This window comes from Anabaena sp. AL93, assembly GCF_001672085.1.
Taxonomy (GTDB): Bacteria; Cyanobacteriota; Cyanobacteriia; order Cyanobacteriales; family Nostocaceae; genus Dolichospermum; species Dolichospermum heterosporum.
On the sequence record NZ_LJOU01000069.1, the window covers coordinates 1 to 17,107 of the forward strand.

Annotated in this window: 19 protein-coding genes and 1 pseudogene; 12 read left to right on the forward strand and 8 right to left on the reverse strand. The window is 40.3% G+C overall.

All coding sequences use genetic code 11. The features are described 5' to 3' along the window. Window positions 1-70: 70 nt before the first annotated feature. The 7 genes from AN486_RS17670 to AN486_RS17700 all read right to left on the reverse strand — a co-directional run bounded on the left by AN486_RS17670 (window position 71) and on the right by AN486_RS17700 (window position 4,178). Complete coding sequence (locus tag AN486_RS17670; protein ID WP_053538707.1) at window positions 71-574, reverse strand: nucleotide exchange factor GrpE; 504 nt, start codon at window positions 572-574, stop codon at window positions 71-73. 790 nt (window positions 575-1,364) lie between these two features. Continuing rightward, entirely contained in the window at window positions 1,365-1,856 is a 492-nt protein-coding gene (locus AN486_RS17675) for a LysM peptidoglycan-binding domain-containing protein (protein WP_053538708.1), read from the reverse strand. A 53-nt stretch (window positions 1,857-1,909) separates the two neighbouring features. Next, window positions 1,910-2,146, reverse strand: coding sequence for a hypothetical protein (locus AN486_RS17680; RefSeq protein ID WP_053538709.1), 237 nt, complete (start codon window positions 2,144-2,146; stop codon window positions 1,910-1,912). Beyond that, window positions 2,082-2,258, reverse strand: coding sequence for a hypothetical protein (locus AN486_RS17685; RefSeq protein WP_199924408.1), 177 nt, complete (start codon window positions 2,256-2,258; stop codon window positions 2,082-2,084). Before AN486_RS17685 ends, AN486_RS17680 begins: the two co-directional genes overlap by 65 nt. A 15-nt stretch (window positions 2,259-2,273) precedes the next feature. Continuing rightward, window positions 2,274-2,981, reverse strand: coding sequence for a zinc-dependent metalloprotease family protein (locus AN486_RS17690; RefSeq protein WP_081424185.1), 708 nt, complete (start codon window positions 2,979-2,981; stop codon window positions 2,274-2,276). A 3-nt stretch (window positions 2,982-2,984) separates the two neighbouring features. Then, a complete protein-coding gene (locus AN486_RS17695; RefSeq protein ID WP_168636382.1) occupies window positions 2,985-3,590 on the reverse strand; it encodes a TerD family protein in 606 nt (201 codons plus the stop codon). Between the two features lie 12 nt (window positions 3,591-3,602). Then, window positions 3,603-4,178: a TerD family protein gene (locus tag AN486_RS17700; RefSeq protein ID WP_168636381.1), complete on the reverse strand. Its 576-nt coding sequence runs from the start codon at window positions 4,176-4,178 to the stop codon at window positions 3,603-3,605. 708 nt (window positions 4,179-4,886) lie between these two features. On the opposite strand from AN486_RS17700, the gene psbB reads away from it, so the two are divergent. The 5 genes from psbB to AN486_RS17725 all read left to right on the forward strand — a co-directional run bounded on the left by psbB (window position 4,887) and on the right by AN486_RS17725 (window position 9,611). Then, window positions 4,887-6,413, forward strand: a complete 1,527-nt coding sequence (psbB, locus tag AN486_RS17705) for a photosystem II chlorophyll-binding protein CP47 (protein ID WP_053538712.1) — start codon at window positions 4,887-4,889, stop codon at window positions 6,411-6,413. Between the two features lie 97 nt (window positions 6,414-6,510). Further along, window positions 6,511-6,615 (forward strand): photosystem II reaction center protein T, encoded by a 105-nt coding sequence (locus tag AN486_RS17710; protein WP_027401293.1) that lies wholly within the window; start codon window positions 6,511-6,513, stop codon window positions 6,613-6,615. A 366-nt stretch (window positions 6,616-6,981) separates the two neighbouring features. Further along, complete coding sequence (locus tag AN486_RS17715) at window positions 6,982-8,022, forward strand: 30S ribosomal protein S1 (RefSeq protein WP_053538713.1); 1,041 nt, start codon at window positions 6,982-6,984, stop codon at window positions 8,020-8,022. A gap of 120 nt (window positions 8,023-8,142) precedes the next feature. Then, window positions 8,143-8,874 (forward strand): HAD family hydrolase, encoded by a 732-nt coding sequence (locus AN486_RS17720; RefSeq protein ID WP_053538714.1) that lies wholly within the window; start codon window positions 8,143-8,145, stop codon window positions 8,872-8,874. A 71-nt stretch (window positions 8,875-8,945) separates the two neighbouring features. Continuing rightward, the gene (locus tag AN486_RS17725; RefSeq protein ID WP_290601861.1) at window positions 8,946-9,611 is read left to right on the forward strand and encodes a nitroreductase family protein; all 666 of its coding nucleotides are present in this window, start codon (window positions 8,946-8,948) and stop codon (window positions 9,609-9,611) included. A gap of 87 nt (window positions 9,612-9,698) precedes the next feature. Here the strand turns inward: AN486_RS17725 and AN486_RS17730 are convergent, their stop codons facing one another. Then, window positions 9,699-9,836, reverse strand: a complete 138-nt coding sequence (locus tag AN486_RS17730) for a hypothetical protein (protein ID WP_168465765.1) — start codon at window positions 9,834-9,836, stop codon at window positions 9,699-9,701. A gap of 61 nt (window positions 9,837-9,897) precedes the next feature. Here AN486_RS17730 and AN486_RS17735 point away from each other — a divergent pair, with 61 nt between their 5' ends. The 7 genes and pseudogenes from AN486_RS17735 to AN486_RS17765 all read left to right on the forward strand — a co-directional run bounded on the left by AN486_RS17735 (window position 9,898) and on the right by AN486_RS17765 (window position 16,739). Beyond that, window positions 9,898-10,101 (forward strand): helix-turn-helix domain-containing protein, encoded by a 204-nt coding sequence (locus AN486_RS17735; protein WP_290601863.1) that lies wholly within the window; start codon window positions 9,898-9,900, stop codon window positions 10,099-10,101. A gap of 180 nt (window positions 10,102-10,281) precedes the next feature. After that, window positions 10,282-11,229, forward strand: a pseudogene (locus AN486_RS17740) (RNA-guided endonuclease InsQ/TnpB family protein). Window positions 11,230-11,995: 766 nt separating this feature from the next. Next, entirely contained in the window at window positions 11,996-12,496 is a 501-nt protein-coding gene (locus tag AN486_RS17745) for a DUF2231 domain-containing protein (RefSeq protein ID WP_027401298.1), read from the forward strand. Beyond that, the gene (locus AN486_RS17750; protein ID WP_039199347.1) at window positions 12,493-13,104 is read left to right on the forward strand and encodes a DUF2231 domain-containing protein; all 612 of its coding nucleotides are present in this window, start codon (window positions 12,493-12,495) and stop codon (window positions 13,102-13,104) included. The genes AN486_RS17745 and AN486_RS17750 overlap by 4 nt, the downstream gene beginning before the upstream one ends. An 89-nt stretch (window positions 13,105-13,193) precedes the next feature. Further along, entirely contained in the window at window positions 13,194-14,120 is a 927-nt protein-coding gene (locus AN486_RS17755) for a cytochrome c oxidase subunit II (protein ID WP_190384267.1), read from the forward strand. A gap of 184 nt (window positions 14,121-14,304) precedes the next feature. Continuing rightward, a complete protein-coding gene (gene ctaD, locus AN486_RS17760) occupies window positions 14,305-15,957 on the forward strand; it encodes a cytochrome c oxidase subunit I (RefSeq protein ID WP_290601867.1) in 1,653 nt (550 codons plus the stop codon). A 179-nt stretch (window positions 15,958-16,136) separates the two neighbouring features. Further along, window positions 16,137-16,739, forward strand: a complete 603-nt coding sequence (locus AN486_RS17765) for a heme-copper oxidase subunit III (RefSeq protein WP_290601869.1) — start codon at window positions 16,137-16,139, stop codon at window positions 16,737-16,739. Window positions 16,740-17,107 lie beyond the last annotated feature (368 nt).

Genomic DNA, 17,107 nt, shown 5'->3' on the forward strand with positions numbered 1-17,107 from the left:
GTGGGGGAAGTGGGGGAAGTGGGGGAGAAAGAATTTTCCCAATTACCAATTACCAATTACCAATTACCCATTACCCATTACCACCATTACCATTATCTGATTTAGCAGTAATGACTTCTGTGGGACGGAGAACTTTTTCACCTAAATGAAATCCGCGACGGACAATTTTAGTAATTGTTTGGTCTGGGATATCTGTTCTTTCTTCCCGGTCAATGACGCGACATAAGTTAAAATCTGGTTCTGTTCCTTTTTGTAATTCTATAGGTAAAAGTTGGCGCTTTCCTAAAACACCGAGAAACTTGCGATTAACTGCACCTATGGATCTGGGTAGACGTTCTATAAATTCTGGACTAGGACTAGGATTGTTTTCTAGATAGTCTAATAAAGCTTCTAAGGCATCAGCAACTTCTAAAAGTTCCAAGAATAAATCTTCTGTTTGGGCTGTAGTTTTAATTTGCTGTTCTCTCAAAGACTGCTGTAATAACACATTGTCTTTTTGCAGAACGCCGAGTTTTTGTACGAGTAATTCTCGTAATTCTAAGCTAATCAGATAGTTGGGGGATAGATCAGGCACGGGAAATCTCTTTAGATAGCACAGCTAAAATTTTGTTAGCCTAAATGTTGATTTGGGAATGAGGATGATTACGCAAAATTTGACTCAGAGCGATCGCTCTTTGTAATTGTCCACCCATTTGATAAGCTTTAATTAACCACATTTGGGCTTGAATATAATTTTGGCTATTACGCTCTTGACAACCTTGACAGTAATCTTCTAAATATTTTATAAGAAGATAGGCTAAAAACCCCGGAATTGATACCTAAAAATCCCCAAAATTTTTAGGTATCAATGTCTTGTCAGCCGGGGATGAAAGCTGTAAGAGGGGATTTATCCCCCAGTGATAAATTTATCATATTTGATGTTATCATCTCAGATGACAGGAAAGGTAATCAACCTGTATAAAAACCTAACTGGGGGACAACGTACCTTGAAACCAAAACTCTGCAACCATTTCAATCCTGTTAAGTAGGTTGGCGTTGAAAATTGTCGTTATGGCAAGGCAAAAGGCAAGAGGCAAGAGGCAAGAGTGAAGAGGGTTTGGGTGATTTTACGTTTCTTTACACAGTTTGGTTTTATTGTGTTCACCTACTTAGACATAAAAAGATACATATCAATTTCCACCCTTATTGATTCTATTGTCAATAATCTCGGTCGAGAAATCCTATTTTACAAGAAAGACTGGGAAGTTTGAAAGCCCCTGAGAAACAGGAACTCCAGTTCCATCTTTCGTGCTACAGACAGGGGATGAAAAACGACTCGTGCGTGCAAAACCCGAAGGGTGGAAAAGTAGTGACCTCAACTATCTTCATGGGCTTTTCCTTTGACAGCTACTAGGAATTTTCAACACCTGATCTATATCTAACTGATTTTCCCGTTTTTGTAATTCAGGATTAGCGGCAACGATTAATTGCCAATCAGTAGATTTACTACAAAATTTTCCTGCAATACTACTAAGAGTATCTCCTGATTTTACGGTATAAGTGGCTAGTGGTGGGGCTGGTTTAGGAATTACAGGAGTAATTACAGGAGGAGTGAGATTAGTAGTAGTAACTGTAGGTTTAGGAACTGTTGCGGTATATATAGCCGTTTGCAGGGCAAAAAAACTACCTGCTGCACCAATAGTAATGCCTATTATCAGCATGAAAATGGCAATACTTGTTGTCCAAGATTTCGGACGCTGGGGTAATTCTGCCAAGGAACGGATTAGAGAAACATCAGTTTCACAATGAGGACAACTGTTGCTCTCAATTCCTTTATACCCACAAACCGGACAGTCAATTTTAGTTTTGGTGTTCATCGTGTAAGTCCCGTGATAATGCTATTACTGGGTAATTCTTGATTTAACCAATGTTATACATCTGGTTGTAATTCCCGCCATAAACGATCTGCTTCATTACTATCATCACCTGTAGCTGCATTCAACATCCGAGAGATTTTGTCAGACATGGCATTAGTTTGGCTTGGTGCAACGGCTTTGGCTTGTTGGATGGCGAGAATACAACCTTGTACTAGCTGTACCTCATCAGTCTTTTCTAGTTTCCTGACTGTGATACTCCATTGACGAGAGATTATTAGTATTAATAGCAAATTGTAATTCTTGACTCAAGTTTTGCAATCGTTCTTGCTGAAGTTGGGGAATCATAAAACCGCAGAAGTTGATCACGCGATCGCACTCATTCACCGCCAAAATCATACACATGAAAATAATTTGTAATTAAGTTTTAGATTTATGTTGACGAATAGCTTTATTCATGGAAATAATCTGTCCTACATGAAAAGAAGGAGGCATTAAACTGTGAATCCGATGATCAAGTCCATCGTGCATGACATCTGTAGGTAATAATGAATGATCTAATCCCAATGTATGACCAATTTCATGAGCGATAGTATTAGCAATCAAATTAGATAATTGACCTAAATTTAAATTAGCCTGATTGGAAGTATGAAGAATTTGGTCAATGCGAACACCAGCAATATCTGTAACTTGATGATGACAAAAACTGGCTATTCCTAAATAATCTACCTGTTGCTGATCTACAAATACATATACATGAGTAAAATTCCGCCGCCATTCTTTCTCTTCTGGTTCATCTGAAGTCAAAAAGACATGAACACTCCTAAAAGCACTAAAAACTTTAGCCAAAGCATCCGCCATTATTTCTAGCATGGTGCTATTGTTTTCATTTGTATTAATGCTTCCAGAAATATCTACCCAGATACAATGGCGTATTTCTTGATCTTTAATAGTTAAAAATGTGCCACATGATGGACACACACGCCAATCAAGTTGAATCCGAGAACGGCAACCTTGACAACGTGGTTTTGCTGTCCTTTCAAGGTTAATCCGTTCCCAGATGGGAACTTGCAATTTACGATTTGTCTTAGTTTTTTTGGTTAAATTCAGGCGATCGTAAAGTGACATTATTTAACAATAAGACGTAACAAGTTCCGCTAAACCATTCACACTAACACCATTACCAATAGCTGCCATTTTCCACTCGTTATTGTGGCGATAAACCTCAGCTAAAACCATTCCTGTCATGCCGCTATACTCTTTCCCAGAGAGGTTATATCTAGCTAATTCTTTATTATTAGCTGCATTCACCAATCTAACAAAAGCATTGTCAACTTGAGTAAAATCTTGTTTACGAGCAATACAATCGTAAATATTGATGACGAAGACTAATTTAGCAATATCAGCAGGAATGCGAGGTAAATCAATAATGATTACTTCGTCATCACCATCACCAGCGCCAGTTAAATTGTCTCCTGTATGGACGATTGATCCTGATAAATGTTGAAGATTCCCAAAGTAGATGATGTTTTCTTTGTCTGTTAATTTACCATTAGCATCCAAGCAAACTACAGAGGCATCTAGATCATGGTCATGACCACCACCACCAAAACTTCTAAAAAATCCGCCACCAGAGCGTTTAACTACGTCCCAACCCAGTCCACACATCAATTTGGTTAGACCAGGGGCTTCTTTAGAAAGGGAAATTCTTTGTCCTTTTTGGAGATTAATTGCCATTTTTAATTTCTCCTAGCTAAAGCGATCCAATAAAGCTTTCAATCCCCCTTGATAGCCTGAACCAACGGCATTTAACCGCCAGTCTCCGTCTTTACGGTAGAGTTCAGCCATGATTAATGCAGTTTCAATGGAGTAGTCTTCCACTAGGTCATAGCGAATAACTTCTTTTTCATTTTGAGCATTGACAACCCGAATAAAGGCATTTTGCACTTGGCCAAAGTTTTGATGCCTTCCTGCTGCTTCATGAATAGTGACAGTGATGACTATTTTGTGGACATCCGTAGGGACTTTTTGTAAATTGATCTTAATGACTTCATCATCACCATCACCTAAACCTGTCAGGTTGTCTCCAGTGTGTTGAACTGATTTGGCAGGATCTGGACTGGTGAGATTATTATAAAAAATGAAGTGCTGATCAGAAATTAGTTTTTCGTTACTTCCCAGGATAAAGACGGAGGCATCCAAGTCAAAATCCCAGCCAGTATCTACAACTTTAACATCCCACCCCAAACCTACAAATACTTCGGTAAGTCCTGGGGCGACTTTTTCCAGTGATACTCGTTGTCCTTTAGTTAGCGAAACTGCCATTGTTTGGTAAGCTCCTAAATTTTTTACTTGCTTTTATTTCTAGCCAAGTTGGACACTGGTATCTGAAATTGAGATCCAGTTCTGTGTAGTATTTTTAGGGAATAGGAAAAATTAAGTCCCACTAAGAAATAATTGCAGTTAAATTTTGTATGCTGCCATGAAAGACATCATAATTAATACTTATTTCAGCATATAGATATTAAAAAGGCAAGTCACATTTTGGAAATATCCGCAAACACTTAAGAATAGCAAGTCTAAAATAAAATCTGTAGTTTCTCGATGAGCGATCGCCAAGCGCTGCTGCCAGCAGTTCGCCGAACAAAACCCCAATTTAGTTTTATCCTGGAATAGTGGCCTTAAAAAACTTCAGCCTTCCCAATAGATCAGGTTATAACCAGCATTTCTGGGGACTGATAGCGATATTTAAGCCACAAGCTACGTAACTCCAGCAATAGAAACGCTTGCAAAGCGTTCCATCAATAGTTACACTTTTTAAAATATTCTCATTTTTGTTTAGCAATTACCCAAACACTCAAACAGCCAGTTCTTGACAAAAGAACTCAAACTATGGTAGTGCGTCAGTATTGCCAAACTCAAAATCAGCAATAAAAAAACTCAGAGATTGTTCTAATTGACGCTTTCCGTCATGCAGAACCTCAGTAAGAAAATTGCTTTGTAAACATAACTATCCAGGAGGCTTGTTAGTCAATGGGACTACCTTGGTATCGAGTACATACAGTCGTTCTCAACGATCCAGGTCGGCTAATTTCTGTACACTTAATGCACACAGCTTTAGTAGCTGGCTGGGCAGGTTCAATGGCACTGTACGAACTAGCCGTTTATAACCCTAGTGATCCAGTTCTCAACCCCATGTGGCGACAAGGGATGTTCGTACTTCCCTTCATGGCACGTTTAGGCGTAACCGAATCTTGGGGCGGTTGGAGTGTAACTGGTGGCACAGCAGTAGACCCCGGTTTCTGGTCATTTGAAGGCGTTGCTGCTGCTCACATCGTTCTTTCTGGTTTATTATTCTTGGCTGCTGTTTGGCACTGGGTTTTCTGGGATTTGGAACTCTTTAGAGATCCTCGCACCGGTGAACCTGCACTAGACTTGCCAAAAATGTTTGGTATTCACCTGTTCTTATCCGGTTTACTTTGTTTTGGTTTTGGTGCGTTCCACCAGACTGGACTATTTGGTCCAGGAATGTGGGTATCTGATGCCTATGGACTGACGGGCAGTATTCAGCCAGTAGCCCCTGAATGGGGTCCGGCTGGATTTAACCCCTATAATCCAGGTGGTATAGTCGCTCACCACATTGCGGCTGGTATCGTCGGTATTGTTGCAGGTTTATTCCACCTCACAGTTAGACCTCCTGAAAGGCTCTACAAAGCCCTACGGATGGGTAATATTGAAACCGTACTTTCCAGCAGTATCGCTGCTGTATTCTTCGCTGCTTTCGTAGTAGCCGGAACTATGTGGTACGGTAACGCTGCTACCCCCATCGAACTGTTTGGTCCTACCCGCTACCAATGGGATCAAGACTACTTCCGCCAAGAAATTCAGCGTCGTGTGCAAACAAGCGTTGCCGAAGGTGCTTCTTTGACCGAAGCTTGGTCGCAGATTCCTGAAAAACTGGCTTTCTACGATTATGTTGGTAATAGCCCCGCAAAAGGTGGTCTATTCCGTACAGGGGCAATGGTGAAAGGTGATGGTATTGCTGAATCTTGGCAAGGTCACGCTGTGTTCACAGATGCCGAAGGACGAGAATTAACAGTTCGTCGTCTACCTAACTTCTTTGAAACCTTCCCAGTCATTTTGACTGATAAAGATGGCGTTATCCGTGCTGACATCCCCTTCCGTCGCGCAGAATCTAGATACAGCTTTGAACAAACTGGCGTAAAAGTCAGCTTCTACGGTGGGAACCTGAATGGTCAAACCTTTACAGATCCCGCTGATGTGAAGAAGTACGCCCGCAAAGCTCAAGGTGGAGAAATATTTGAATTTGACAAAGAAACCTTGAACTCTGACGGTGTATTCCGCACATCTCCTAGAGGTTGGTTTACCTTTGGTCATGCTGTATTTGCTCTATTATTCTTCTTTGGTCACTTGTGGCACGGTTCACGGACAATCTACCGTGATGTATTTGCCGGTGTGGAAATTGAAGAAGAACAAGTTGAATGGGGTCTGTTCCAGAAGCTGGGTGACAAGACAACTCGCCGGAGAAAGGAAGCTTAAAACTTGGATGAGGTGTGAAGTAGATTTTTCTACTTCATGCTTTTTCTGTGGTTTGTTAAACTAAAATTACTGGCTCAACAGACAGGATCTGAAAAATATGGAAAGTGTTGCTTACATCTTGATTTTAACCCTAGCAATAGGTGTACTCTTTTTTGCGATCGCCTTCCGCGAACCCCCCCGGTTTGAGAAAAAAGAGAAATAGGTTACTTATTCCCAATTCATTAGGGAATATATACTAACAATATCCGTTGTTACTATCATAAGTAGCAGCGGATATTTTGGTTTAGGTATTAAAACTCAGATATTCCCTATTCCCTGTTCCCTATTCCCTGTCCCCTATTCCCTATTCCCTGTTCCCTATTCCCTGTCACCTGTCACCTGTCACCTATTCCCTATTCACCGCCATATATGATATAATTTTATGTCTGGAAGTTGATATGTGTTAAGACTAGCTATTCTAAGCTAGGATAAGACAGCAATGTAAGTGGAAATTGTCCTCCCACTACTTACATATAAACTGAATTTATGACAAAACCTTTACGGAGACTAGACCCAGGAACACATTAGCATGGTCAATCAGAACTTAACCGCTACAGAAATTGGATTTACCCACGAAGATTTCGCTGCTCTACTTGATAAATACGACTATCACTTCAGCCCTGGAGATGTCGTACCGGGTACAGTTTTCAGTATAGAGCCGCGCGGCGCTCTGATTGACATAGGTGCGAAAACCGCAGCATATATACCCATACAAGAAATGTCTATTAACCGGGTCGATGCCCCGGAAGAAGTCTTACAATCAAACGAAACACGGGAATTTTTCATCCTTACCGATGAAAATGAAGATGGTCAGCTCACCCTTTCAATTCGTCGGATTGAGTATATGCGGGCTTGGGAGCGGGTTCGGCAGTTACAAGCAGAAGATGCTACTGTCCGTTCTGGCGTTTTCGCAACCAACCGTGGTGGTGCATTAGTGCGAATTGAAGGACTGCGCGGCTTTATCCCCGGTTCTCATATTAGCACTCGCAAACCCAAGGAAGATTTGGTAGGCGAAGAACTGCCTTTGAAATTCTTAGAAGTAGATGAAGAGCGTAACCGCTTAGTTCTCTCCCATCGTCGAGCGCTGGTTGAGCGGAAGATGAACCGTTTGGAAGTTGGCGAAGTGGTTATTGGTACTGTTCGCGGTATCAAACCTTACGGTGCTTTCATTGATATTGGTGGCGTGAGCGGACTGCTACATATTTCTGAGATTTCCCACGAGCATATTGATACTCCTCATAGTGTGTTCAATGTCAATGATGAAGTGAAAGTAATGATCATTGACTTGGATGCAGAAAGGGGACGGATTTCACTGTCTACTAAACAGTTAGAACCCGAACCTGGTGACATGATCAAAAACCGTGATTTGGTTTACGATAAGGCCGAAGAAATGGCAGCTAAGTATCGGGAACAATTGCTTGCCAAACAGCAAGGCATTACTACACCTGTGGAAGCTACAGATGTGGAAGCCGTAGCTGAAGAAGTTGCACCTATGGAAACTGTAGTTGAGGAAGAAATTCCCCCAGCCACAGAGATTGAAGAAGAGATCCCCGCAGCTATTGAATCATAGATTGATAATTGTCAGTGATTACAACTCAGATTGTTAAAGTATATTATGAAGAGGGAAACCCCTCTTTTTTTTTATTTACAATCTAAAATTCGCAATTAATTATGAATGGGGTGAGATATTTTGGCAACTATTAAATGTAAAAACATTGCGTTTTCTAATATTGAAGCAATTTTATTTGATAAAAACGGTACTTTAGAAGATTCTGAGTCATATTTAAGAACATTAGGACAAAAAGCGGCACGGATGATAGACGCACAAATTCCTGGAATTGGCGAACCTTTATTAATGGCTTTTGGGATTAATGGCAATTTCTTAGATCCAGCAGGTTTAATATCAGTAGCGAGTCGTAGAGAAACAGAAGTTGCAGCAGCAGCTTACATTGCCGAAACTGGCAGGGGATGGTTTGAATCCTTAAAAATCGCCCGTCAAGCTTTAGAAGAAGCTGAACAATATGTTGGTAAAACTCCTTCACCTTTATTTGTGGGTAGTTTAGAGATATTAAAGTCTTTGTCAGTAGCGGGTTTAAAATTAGGAATCCTGTCAGCAGCAACGACTCAAGAGGTCAAAAAATTTGTCACTACTCACCAATTAAGCGATTATTTGCAACTGGAAAAGGGAGTTGATGATGGTCCGAGTAAACCAGATCCGACGCTGTTTTTAGAAGCTTGCCAAGCCTTGGGAGTATCACCAGCGGCAACTTTAATGGTAGGTGATTCTATAGGTGATATGCAAATGGCGCGTCATGCTAAGGCTGCCGGCTGTATTGGGATTACTTGGATTGCTAGGGCAGATAATGTTCGAGGTGCAGATGTAGTGATTAATCAACTTGATGAAATTCAGGTGATTGCTTGACAGTCCATCAATTGAAATGCGTACAAAAAAGCGTTACCCTAAGCGCATAGGATAAAACAGAGGAAAATACCGTGACTTCAAATACCCAAATCAAAGCATTAGACGTACCTACTGCCATAGTACAACGTCGTTCCATCAAAACCTTTAAACAAGATCCCATCTCCCCAGAACTACTTAAGCAACTGGTAGAATTAACCGTAGCTGCACCCAGTAGTTTTAACGTCCAATCGTGGAGAATAGTTTTAGTGCAGGACCAAGCCCAAAAAGAAGCACTATGTGCGGCTTCTTGGAAGCAACAGCAAATTATTCAAGCACCTGTTACCTTTGTTTTCGCGGCTGACGCTGCTGCGGGAGGAAAAGATTTAACACCCATTTTAGAGCAAGGTGCAGCCACTGGGGCTTGGAATGAGGGAACAGTTAATTATTTTAGAGGTGCGATTCCGCAATTTCAGGCTAGTTTAGGAGACAAGCGCCGGGAATACGCCATTAAAGATGCCATGATAGCTGCTACAAATTTAGTGTTAGCAGCGGAAAGTTTGGGTTTATCCACCTGCTTTATGAATGGTTGGATTGAGGAACAGGTCAAAGCTATAATTGGTGCAGAAAATGACCCAGATACAGGTATTGCTGTTTTAGTACCTGTAGGTTATGCGGCTGAACCCCGCTTAAATCCCGGTCGGCTACCATTATCTGTTAATGTTTCTGTAGATAGACTGGATAATCCCTATCAAGGCTAATTAGGGATTTGGGGGTAGAAACAGCTTGATAATTTCTACCCATAACTATCCATATATTACTGTTTGTCCGAGTCTTCAATAAGTTGATCAACAAAATCCCTCAACCGTTGCTGCTGTGTCAGGGACGGTTTTAATTTTTTCCCTGACTCCAGGTAAAACCTTAAATTGCAAGGGTGATTTATCGGAGGCTACTTGATTTTGTGGTTTAAATTTAATCCGAGGCATTGCCAAATCTTAATATGTCTGATATACTAGATATCATAGCACAACATTGAAGGTCGAATCAATGCTTTTATCATTCAAAACTGCACTAATTCCAAATAACCGACAGATTACAGCTTTTCGCAAGGCTTCTGGAGTCGCTAGACACGCTTACAACTGGGCAAATGCTCAAATCATAGATATTTTAGCTACTCGCAAAGAAGGCGAAAAACTTAAATTACAAAAGAAGGGAACAGGGAACAGGGAACTCTTAACTGGGAACTCTTAACTGGGAGCAAATAAGAAACTTTAGTTGCTGAGTTTAAAGCTCAGTCAAAAAAAGGATGTTTTTAAAAGATGCGTAGCACGAAAAAAACAGTGTCATTATTTCAATCTCATGTTTTTAAACATGAGTTTTTCCTGTTCCCTGTTGCCCGTTCCCTGTTCCCTCTGACCATCAGCGATTGACTTGCATAAAAAGTTAGTCGCCGAGGTTAAATCTGAACACGCTTGGTATTACGAAGTTAACAAAAATGTCCCACAAAAGGCGTTAACTGACTTACGCCAAGCATGGGATAGGTGTTTTTCCAAAACATCGAAACAACCCCGATTCAAGAGAAAAGGACAGCACGATTCTTTTTATTTAGAGTCAGGGACTAAGGCGAAACCGTTAATTAAAAACGATGGTAAAAGAATTAAATTACCGTCAATTGGCTGGGTAGGTTTAGCAGAACCTTTACCGATTACAGTAACTCATAATTGCGTGATTTCTAGACAGGCTGATAAATGGTTTATTTCTGTTAAATACGAAGTTGAAAAACCTCCTATACTTGCAGACAGACCGACCATTGGCGTTGACGTAGGAATAAAGGAGTTAGCAGTTTGCAGTAATGGTGAAATATTCAAAAACCCCAAAGCCTACCGCCGGATGAGTAAACGCATGAAACGTTTACAGCGTAGCGTTACCTAGAAGGTCAAGGGGTCTAATAATCGTAAAAAAGCTGTGAGAAAATTGGCTAAATTACACGCCAAAGTTTCTAATATTCGCAAGGATTCTATTCACAAATTAACCTACTATCTAGCTAAAAACCACAGCATAATTAAGATAGAAGATTTGCACATTAAGGCATTTTTGAAGAACCACAAATTAGCAGGTGCAATTGCAGATTGTGGGATGTATGAATTTCAAAGGCAATTAGAGTACAAAACTGAGAAGTTTGGCAGTGAATTAATCCTTGTAGATAGATTCTTTCCTAGTTCGCAAATATGCTCTAACTGCGGTAATCATCGTCATAAAATGCCATTAAAAAGCCGCGTTTATGTTTGTCCTGATTGTGGACATACAGAGGATCGTGACCTCAACGCAGCTAAGAATATTGACCGATGGTTTGTGGATATTTTTATCCCTGTAGCGTAGCGGTTCTTTTTAGGAACTACGGTCAGAAACGGTAAGTTCTACCGAGATTGTCTGTGGAGCGGGCAAACAAGATTGGAAGTCATTCTAAGACCGCGATGAAGCAGGAAATAAACACTAAGATTATCGCTGTCCAGATGTGTCTAGACTTTGGTAATTTTGGGTAAGTTTTATAGAACGGATTTAGGTTAGTATAAATACAAATATCAGTTGACGGCGATTTTTGGATCAGTGAATTGCATTTTGTCTCACGCAGAGGCGCAGAGGCGCAGAGAGAGAATATTGCACAGAATCATCTTTCTTTGTCTGCGTTAATCTGCGTTTAATTATTCTTGAAATCTTATTCAACCCAGATCATACCTACTGTAAAAACTATATATTTCGGTCTTTTAAATTACAAAGTGATAATTTGTAATTGTACATCAATAAACATAAAAATATTTGGTTTTGATTTAAAAATATTGTAATAGAGCCAAGATCAAAATCTGTTGTTGTCTCTCTCATTAATTCTAGAAGTTCTGCTTTTAGTTTTTTGGACAATTCATAAAAATTTACATCTAGTAAATTCAACCTCTAACAGTGATTTAGTTTAGCTACATCCATAATTGCTGTTGTCACGATGAGGAAATAACTTGACCAAAAGTAATTGGCTATTTGGTTATACATTGCAGCGAACTCACAGCAGATTTATCAAATAATTTATTGATGTTAGTGAGTATCTAGCAATTATTCAAGTTTGGCTAAGGAGTAGTAAGTCTAGGAGAATTTAATGCTGGATTTTTTCACTTCATTGAATGAGCATAATTTACCATATCCAGATCCCTTACATCCTATCGTGGTTCACTTTGTAATTGCGATGGTTCTATTTTCTGTTTTTTGTGATGTCGCTGGGTATTTAACTGGGAAAACTACCTTATTTGAGGTGAGTTGGTGGAATATGTGTATTGCCACAGTAGCTATTTTTGTGGCGATTATTTTTGGTCAATTTGAAGCTGGTTTAGCGAAACCCTACGAACTGGCTAAATCAGTATTAAATGTTCATACTCTTATCGGTTGGTCACTTTCGGGTATTATTGCTGCAATTACAGCTTGGCGTTATGTGTTGCGAAGTCGTAACTCAAAAAAACTTCCATTTCATTACATAGCTGTGGCAGTTTTATTAACAGTGCTGGTTGGGTTTCAAGTATATCTTGGTGATGAACTTGTATGGGTGTATGGCTTACATACTGTACCTGTTGTGGAAGCGGTAAAGGATGGAATCTTGCCATGAATTCAGAATTATTAGACCAAATTAGTCACCAAATGGGTGCAAATGGTTTACCTTATGCCATTCCGATTCATCCTAATTTGGTACATCTCACATTAGGTTTATTTATCATTGCCATTATCTTTGATCTTTTAGGTGTATTTTTTCCTGTGGAAAAATGGTTGTTCAAGTTTTTGGGAATTAAGGTTGAACGTTCTCAATTATTTGATGTGGGCTGGTACAACATTTTTGCTGCGGCTGTGATTACATTTTTCACGGTTGGTGCAGGTTTTTATGAAATGTTGTTGGCAGCCCCACCAGCAGATATCAAAAGTCCTTGGGGAATGCTGGCAATGCCGACAATGATGTGGCATGGTGTGGGCGGCGTATTGCTATTAGCGATGATTGTCGGTATGACCTTTTGGAGAGGTTGGCAACGTTACGTTATTGGCAAATACGAAGAGAGAGAAGTTCAAATTTCTTACTTGGTTGTCGGTGTAATTATTATGTTACTAATGTATTTTCACGGCACATTAGGAGCGCACTTGGCAGCAGATTTTGGTGTTCACAATACAGCCGATAAATTACTAAGAGCCGGAAAAGACATCAATCAAATATTTGGTAATCGGTAATGGGTGATTAGTAATTGGTAATCGGTAAAAATTCTTAGCTAACGACCGACCACTGACTACTGACTACTGACAACTAACAACTGACCATTATGAAAATTCGGCAATTTCTGAACTTTTTGACCATAGTTACTGGGGCAGTTGCGGTAACTCTTTCTAGTCTATGGATTGGTAAACAGGCTTATTCTTGGCTTCCTCCCCAAGGGGCTGCTGAATCTCATCTAATTGATGATTTATTTAGCTTTTTGGTAACATTAGGATCTTTGATTTTCCTGGGAGTAACTGCTACTCTTTTCTATTCTATTTGTTTCCATCGGGCGAAAGCCAATGATTTAGGCGATGGTCCGCATATTGAAGGTAACGTTACTTTAGAAGTAGTTTGGACGGCAATCCCAATTATGTTGGTGTTATGGATTGCGGGTTATAGTTACCAAGTTTACGAAGAAATGGGCATCCAGGGACCTTCTCATCAGATCCATTTACATAATCCGATGAAGACAGAAACCGCTGATGCTGCACTGGGTGAAGTTTCAGCAGTTTCAGCAGGTGAGGATTTAGAACACATTGATGTATTAGCTAAACAGTGGGCTTGGGTGTTTCATTATCCCCAAAGCAATGTTACCAGTACAGAATTGCATTTACCTCAGGGTAGCCGTATCCGTCTAAATCTCCATTCGGAAGATGTACTTCACGGCTTTTATATCCCCGCTTTCCGCCTCAAACAAGACATTATTCCTGGTAACGACCTCGACTTTGAATTTACCCCCATTCGCTCCGGTACTTATGATTTGACTGACTCTCAGTATAGCGGTACATACTTTGCCACTATGCGAGCCAAGGTCGTTGTGGAATCACCTAGCAACTATCAGCAGTGGTTAAGCAAAGCTGCGAGTCAAACACCCAGCCCAGCCCCTAACCAAGCAGCTTCCGAATATGCCCTAAAAATAGAAAACGGCATTGACAGCGGTTGGAAAACTGTTGAACCCGCAGCACCTCCATTAGTCAATTTCCCTGGTTAACTTTGTAATTTTTCTTTGCTACTGACAACTAACCACTAAGTAGGTTGGCGTTGAAAATTGTCGTTATAGCAAGGCAAGAGGCAAGAGGCAAGAGGCAAAAGGCAAGAGTAAAGAAGTTTTCAGCGATTTTAAATTTCTTTACACAGTTTGGTTTTATTGTGTTCACCTACTTAATAACTGACAAATGGCTAACATCCCCATTCATATCACTGGTGAATCACATCACCACGAACCGCCCCAAACCTGGAGAACCTACTTCAGTTTTAGTACAGACCATAAGGTTATCGGTATTCAATACCTCGTTACCTCTTTTATTTTCTTCCTGGTTGGTGGTATCTTCGCTATGATTTTGCGCGGGGAACTCATCACCCCCGAAGCTGATTTAATAGACCGCACAGTCTACAACGGAATGTTCACTATGCACGGAACAGTGATGCTGTTTCTGTGGACGTTTCCCTCTCTTGTTGGTATGGCTAACTACCTCGTTCCCTTGATGATTGGGGCGCGAGATATGGCATTTCCCCGCCTCAACGCTGTCGCCTTTTGGATGGTTCCTGTGGTGGGTATTCTCCTCATGTCTAGCTTCTTTGTCCCTGGTGGACCTGCTCAATCTGGTTGGTGGGCATATCCCCCCGTTAGTACCCAAAACCCCACGGGAAACTTGATTAATGGTCAAGTTCTTTGGTTATTAGCGGTGGCTATTTCCGGTGTCTCCTCGATTATGGGTGCGGTAAATTTTGTCACTACTATTGTGAAAATGCGATCGCCGGGAATGGGTTTCTTTAGAATGCCCCTCTTTGTTTGGGCAGTATTTAGCGCCCAAATTATCCAGTTATTTGGACTGCCAGCTTTAACAGCCGGGGCGGTCATGCTACTTCTTGATATTACAGTGGGAACTGCCTTTTTTGATCCTACTAAAGGCGGAAACCCGGTGATGTTCCAGCATTATTTCTGGTTCTATTCTCACCCCGCAGTTTATGTGATTATTTTGCCTATTTTCGGGATTTTCTCAGAAATCTTCCCGGTTTATTCCCGCAAACCTTTATTTGGTTATAAAGTCGTTGCCATTTCTTCCATGTTAATCGCTGTAGTTAGCGGCATTGTTTGGGTACACCATATGTATGTCAGTGGTACTCCCGGTTGGCTACGGTTGTTTTTCATGGTGACAACCATGTTTGTTTCTATTCCCACAGGGATTAAGGTATTTGCTTGGGTGGCAACTATTTGGGGCGGTAAAATTCGCCTCACTACACCCATGTTATTTGCTTTGGGTGGTTTGGTAATGTTTGTTTTTGCTGGCATTACAGGAATTATGCTTTCTTCTGTTCCTGTAGATGTTCATGTTAATAATACCTATTTTGTTGTCGGGCATTTCCATTATGTTCTCTATGGAACTGTAACTATGGGAATGTATGCCGCTATCTATCATTGGTTTCCTAAAATGACGGGCAGAATGTTCCACGAAGGTTGGGGCAAAATCCATTTTTGGTTAGCATTTATCGGCACAAATTTGAATTTCTTACCCATGCACCCTTTAGGTTTGCAAGGAATGTTACGCCGGGCAGCTTCCTATGCACCTGAGTTAATTGGTTGGAATATTGTTGCTAGTTTGGGTTCTTTTCTGTTAGGAATGTCTACTCTTCCGTTCATTTTCAATATGTTAATTTCTTGGATGGATGGAGAAAAAGCTTCTGCTAATCCTTGGAGAGCAATTGGTTTGGAATGGACTGTTTCTTCTCCTCCCCCTGTTGAGAATTTTGAGGAAATTCCGATTGTTACTTGCGAACCTTATGGTTATGGTAAGGCTGAATTAATAGCATCTTCTGAACATGAGTAATGGGTAATATAGCGATTCTATTTGATGTATGAATTTGATTTTTTAACGAACCGCAGAGACGCAGAGGGCGCAGAGGAAGAGAAGGAAGAGAATTTTTTACGTCTTATTTAGAATCGCTATAGTTTTTCTCGTTACTTTTTTCTTAATTACTAGTTTCCTGGTTTTGGAGTTTTTTAACAATGGATAGTTCTGTTTCTCCTGATGATTTAGATCATGTTAGTCATGAGCATGGACATGATGAAGAAGGCAGTAAAATGTTTGGTTTTATTGTGTTTCTGTTATCGGAAAGTGTTATTTTCTTAAGTTTCTTTGCTGGCTATATTATCTACAAAACTTCTGCTGTTAATTGGTTGCCACCTGGTGTTTCTGGTTTGGAAGTAAAAGAACCTAGCATTAATACTGTGGTTTTGGTTGCTAGTAGTTTTGTGATTTTCTTTGCAGAAAAAGCCCTAGAAAGACATGATTTAAAGACTTATCGGCTGTTGTTGTTTTTAACAATGGCTATGGGTGGTTATTTCCTTTTTGGACAAGCTGTGGAATGGAGTCAATTAGAATTTGGCTTTACTTCTGGTACGTTTGGAGGAATGTTTTATCTATTAACTGGTTTTCACGGTTTGCACGTTTTTACGGGTATTCTATTACAGTTAATTGTCTTGTTGCGTTCTTTCGTTCCTGGTAATTTTGATAATGGTCATTTTGGCATAAATGCCACTTCTTTGTTTTGGCACTTTGTTGATGTTATCTGGATTATTTTGTTTCTACTTATCTACGTTTGGCAGTAGGTATTTTAGTAGTAAAAAATCAATAAATTATGTAGGGGTTTAGCAATGCTCATTGGTGTCAACTTAAGCTCAAATCCCTACCACATCTCGTTCCTAGTCTCTGACTAGGAATGCAGTTGATGAGGCTCTGCCTCTAATATTATTGAAGGCAGAGCCTTCTAGAATTCATTCCCAGTCTCTGACTGGGAATGAGATGACTTGAGTTCTTTGCGGGATAGAGGTTTTACGTTAAGTTGACACCAATGAAGCTCTTGCTTTACCCTTATTCATGTAATTATATAATTATCCTAACATTATCTATCAAATCTTTTTTCAATGCTAACCTACTTAATTTGATTCCAGAGTCTGTATTTATAAATCATTTGCTG

Coding starts and splice junctions, on each gene's coding strand:
- AN486_RS17675 (WP_053538708.1), bottom strand. CDS start 1,856: ATGAACACCAAAACTAAAATTGACTGTCCGGTTTGTGGGTATAAAGGA.
- AN486_RS17685 (WP_199924408.1), bottom strand. CDS start 2,258: ATGTGTATGATTTTGGCGGTGAATGAGTGCGATCGCGTGATCAACTTC.
- AN486_RS17690 (WP_081424185.1), bottom strand. CDS start 2,981: ATGTCACTTTACGATCGCCTGAATTTAACCAAAAAAACTAAGACAAAT.
- AN486_RS17695 (WP_168636382.1), bottom strand. CDS start 3,590: ATGGCAATTAATCTCCAAAAAGGACAAAGAATTTCCCTTTCTAAAGAA.
- AN486_RS17700 (WP_168636381.1), bottom strand. CDS start 4,178: ATGGCAGTTTCGCTAACTAAAGGACAACGAGTATCACTGGAAAAAGTC.
- psbB (WP_053538712.1), top strand. CDS start 4,887: ATGGGACTACCTTGGTATCGAGTACATACAGTCGTTCTCAACGATCCA.
- AN486_RS17710 (WP_027401293.1), top strand. CDS start 6,511: ATGGAAAGTGTTGCTTACATCTTGATTTTAACCCTAGCAATAGGTGTA.
- AN486_RS17715 (WP_053538713.1), top strand. CDS start 6,982: ATGGTCAATCAGAACTTAACCGCTACAGAAATTGGATTTACCCACGAA.
- AN486_RS17730 (WP_168465765.1), bottom strand. CDS start 9,836: ATGCCTCGGATTAAATTTAAACCACAAAATCAAGTAGCCTCCGATAAA.
- AN486_RS17735 (WP_290601863.1), top strand. CDS start 9,898: ATGCTTTTATCATTCAAAACTGCACTAATTCCAAATAACCGACAGATT.
- AN486_RS17745 (WP_027401298.1), top strand. CDS start 11,996: ATGCTGGATTTTTTCACTTCATTGAATGAGCATAATTTACCATATCCA.
- AN486_RS17750 (WP_039199347.1), top strand. CDS start 12,493: ATGAATTCAGAATTATTAGACCAAATTAGTCACCAAATGGGTGCAAAT.
- AN486_RS17755 (WP_190384267.1), top strand. CDS start 13,194: ATGAAAATTCGGCAATTTCTGAACTTTTTGACCATAGTTACTGGGGCA.
- ctaD (WP_290601867.1), top strand. CDS start 14,305: ATGGCTAACATCCCCATTCATATCACTGGTGAATCACATCACCACGAA.
- AN486_RS17765 (WP_290601869.1), top strand. CDS start 16,137: ATGGATAGTTCTGTTTCTCCTGATGATTTAGATCATGTTAGTCATGAG.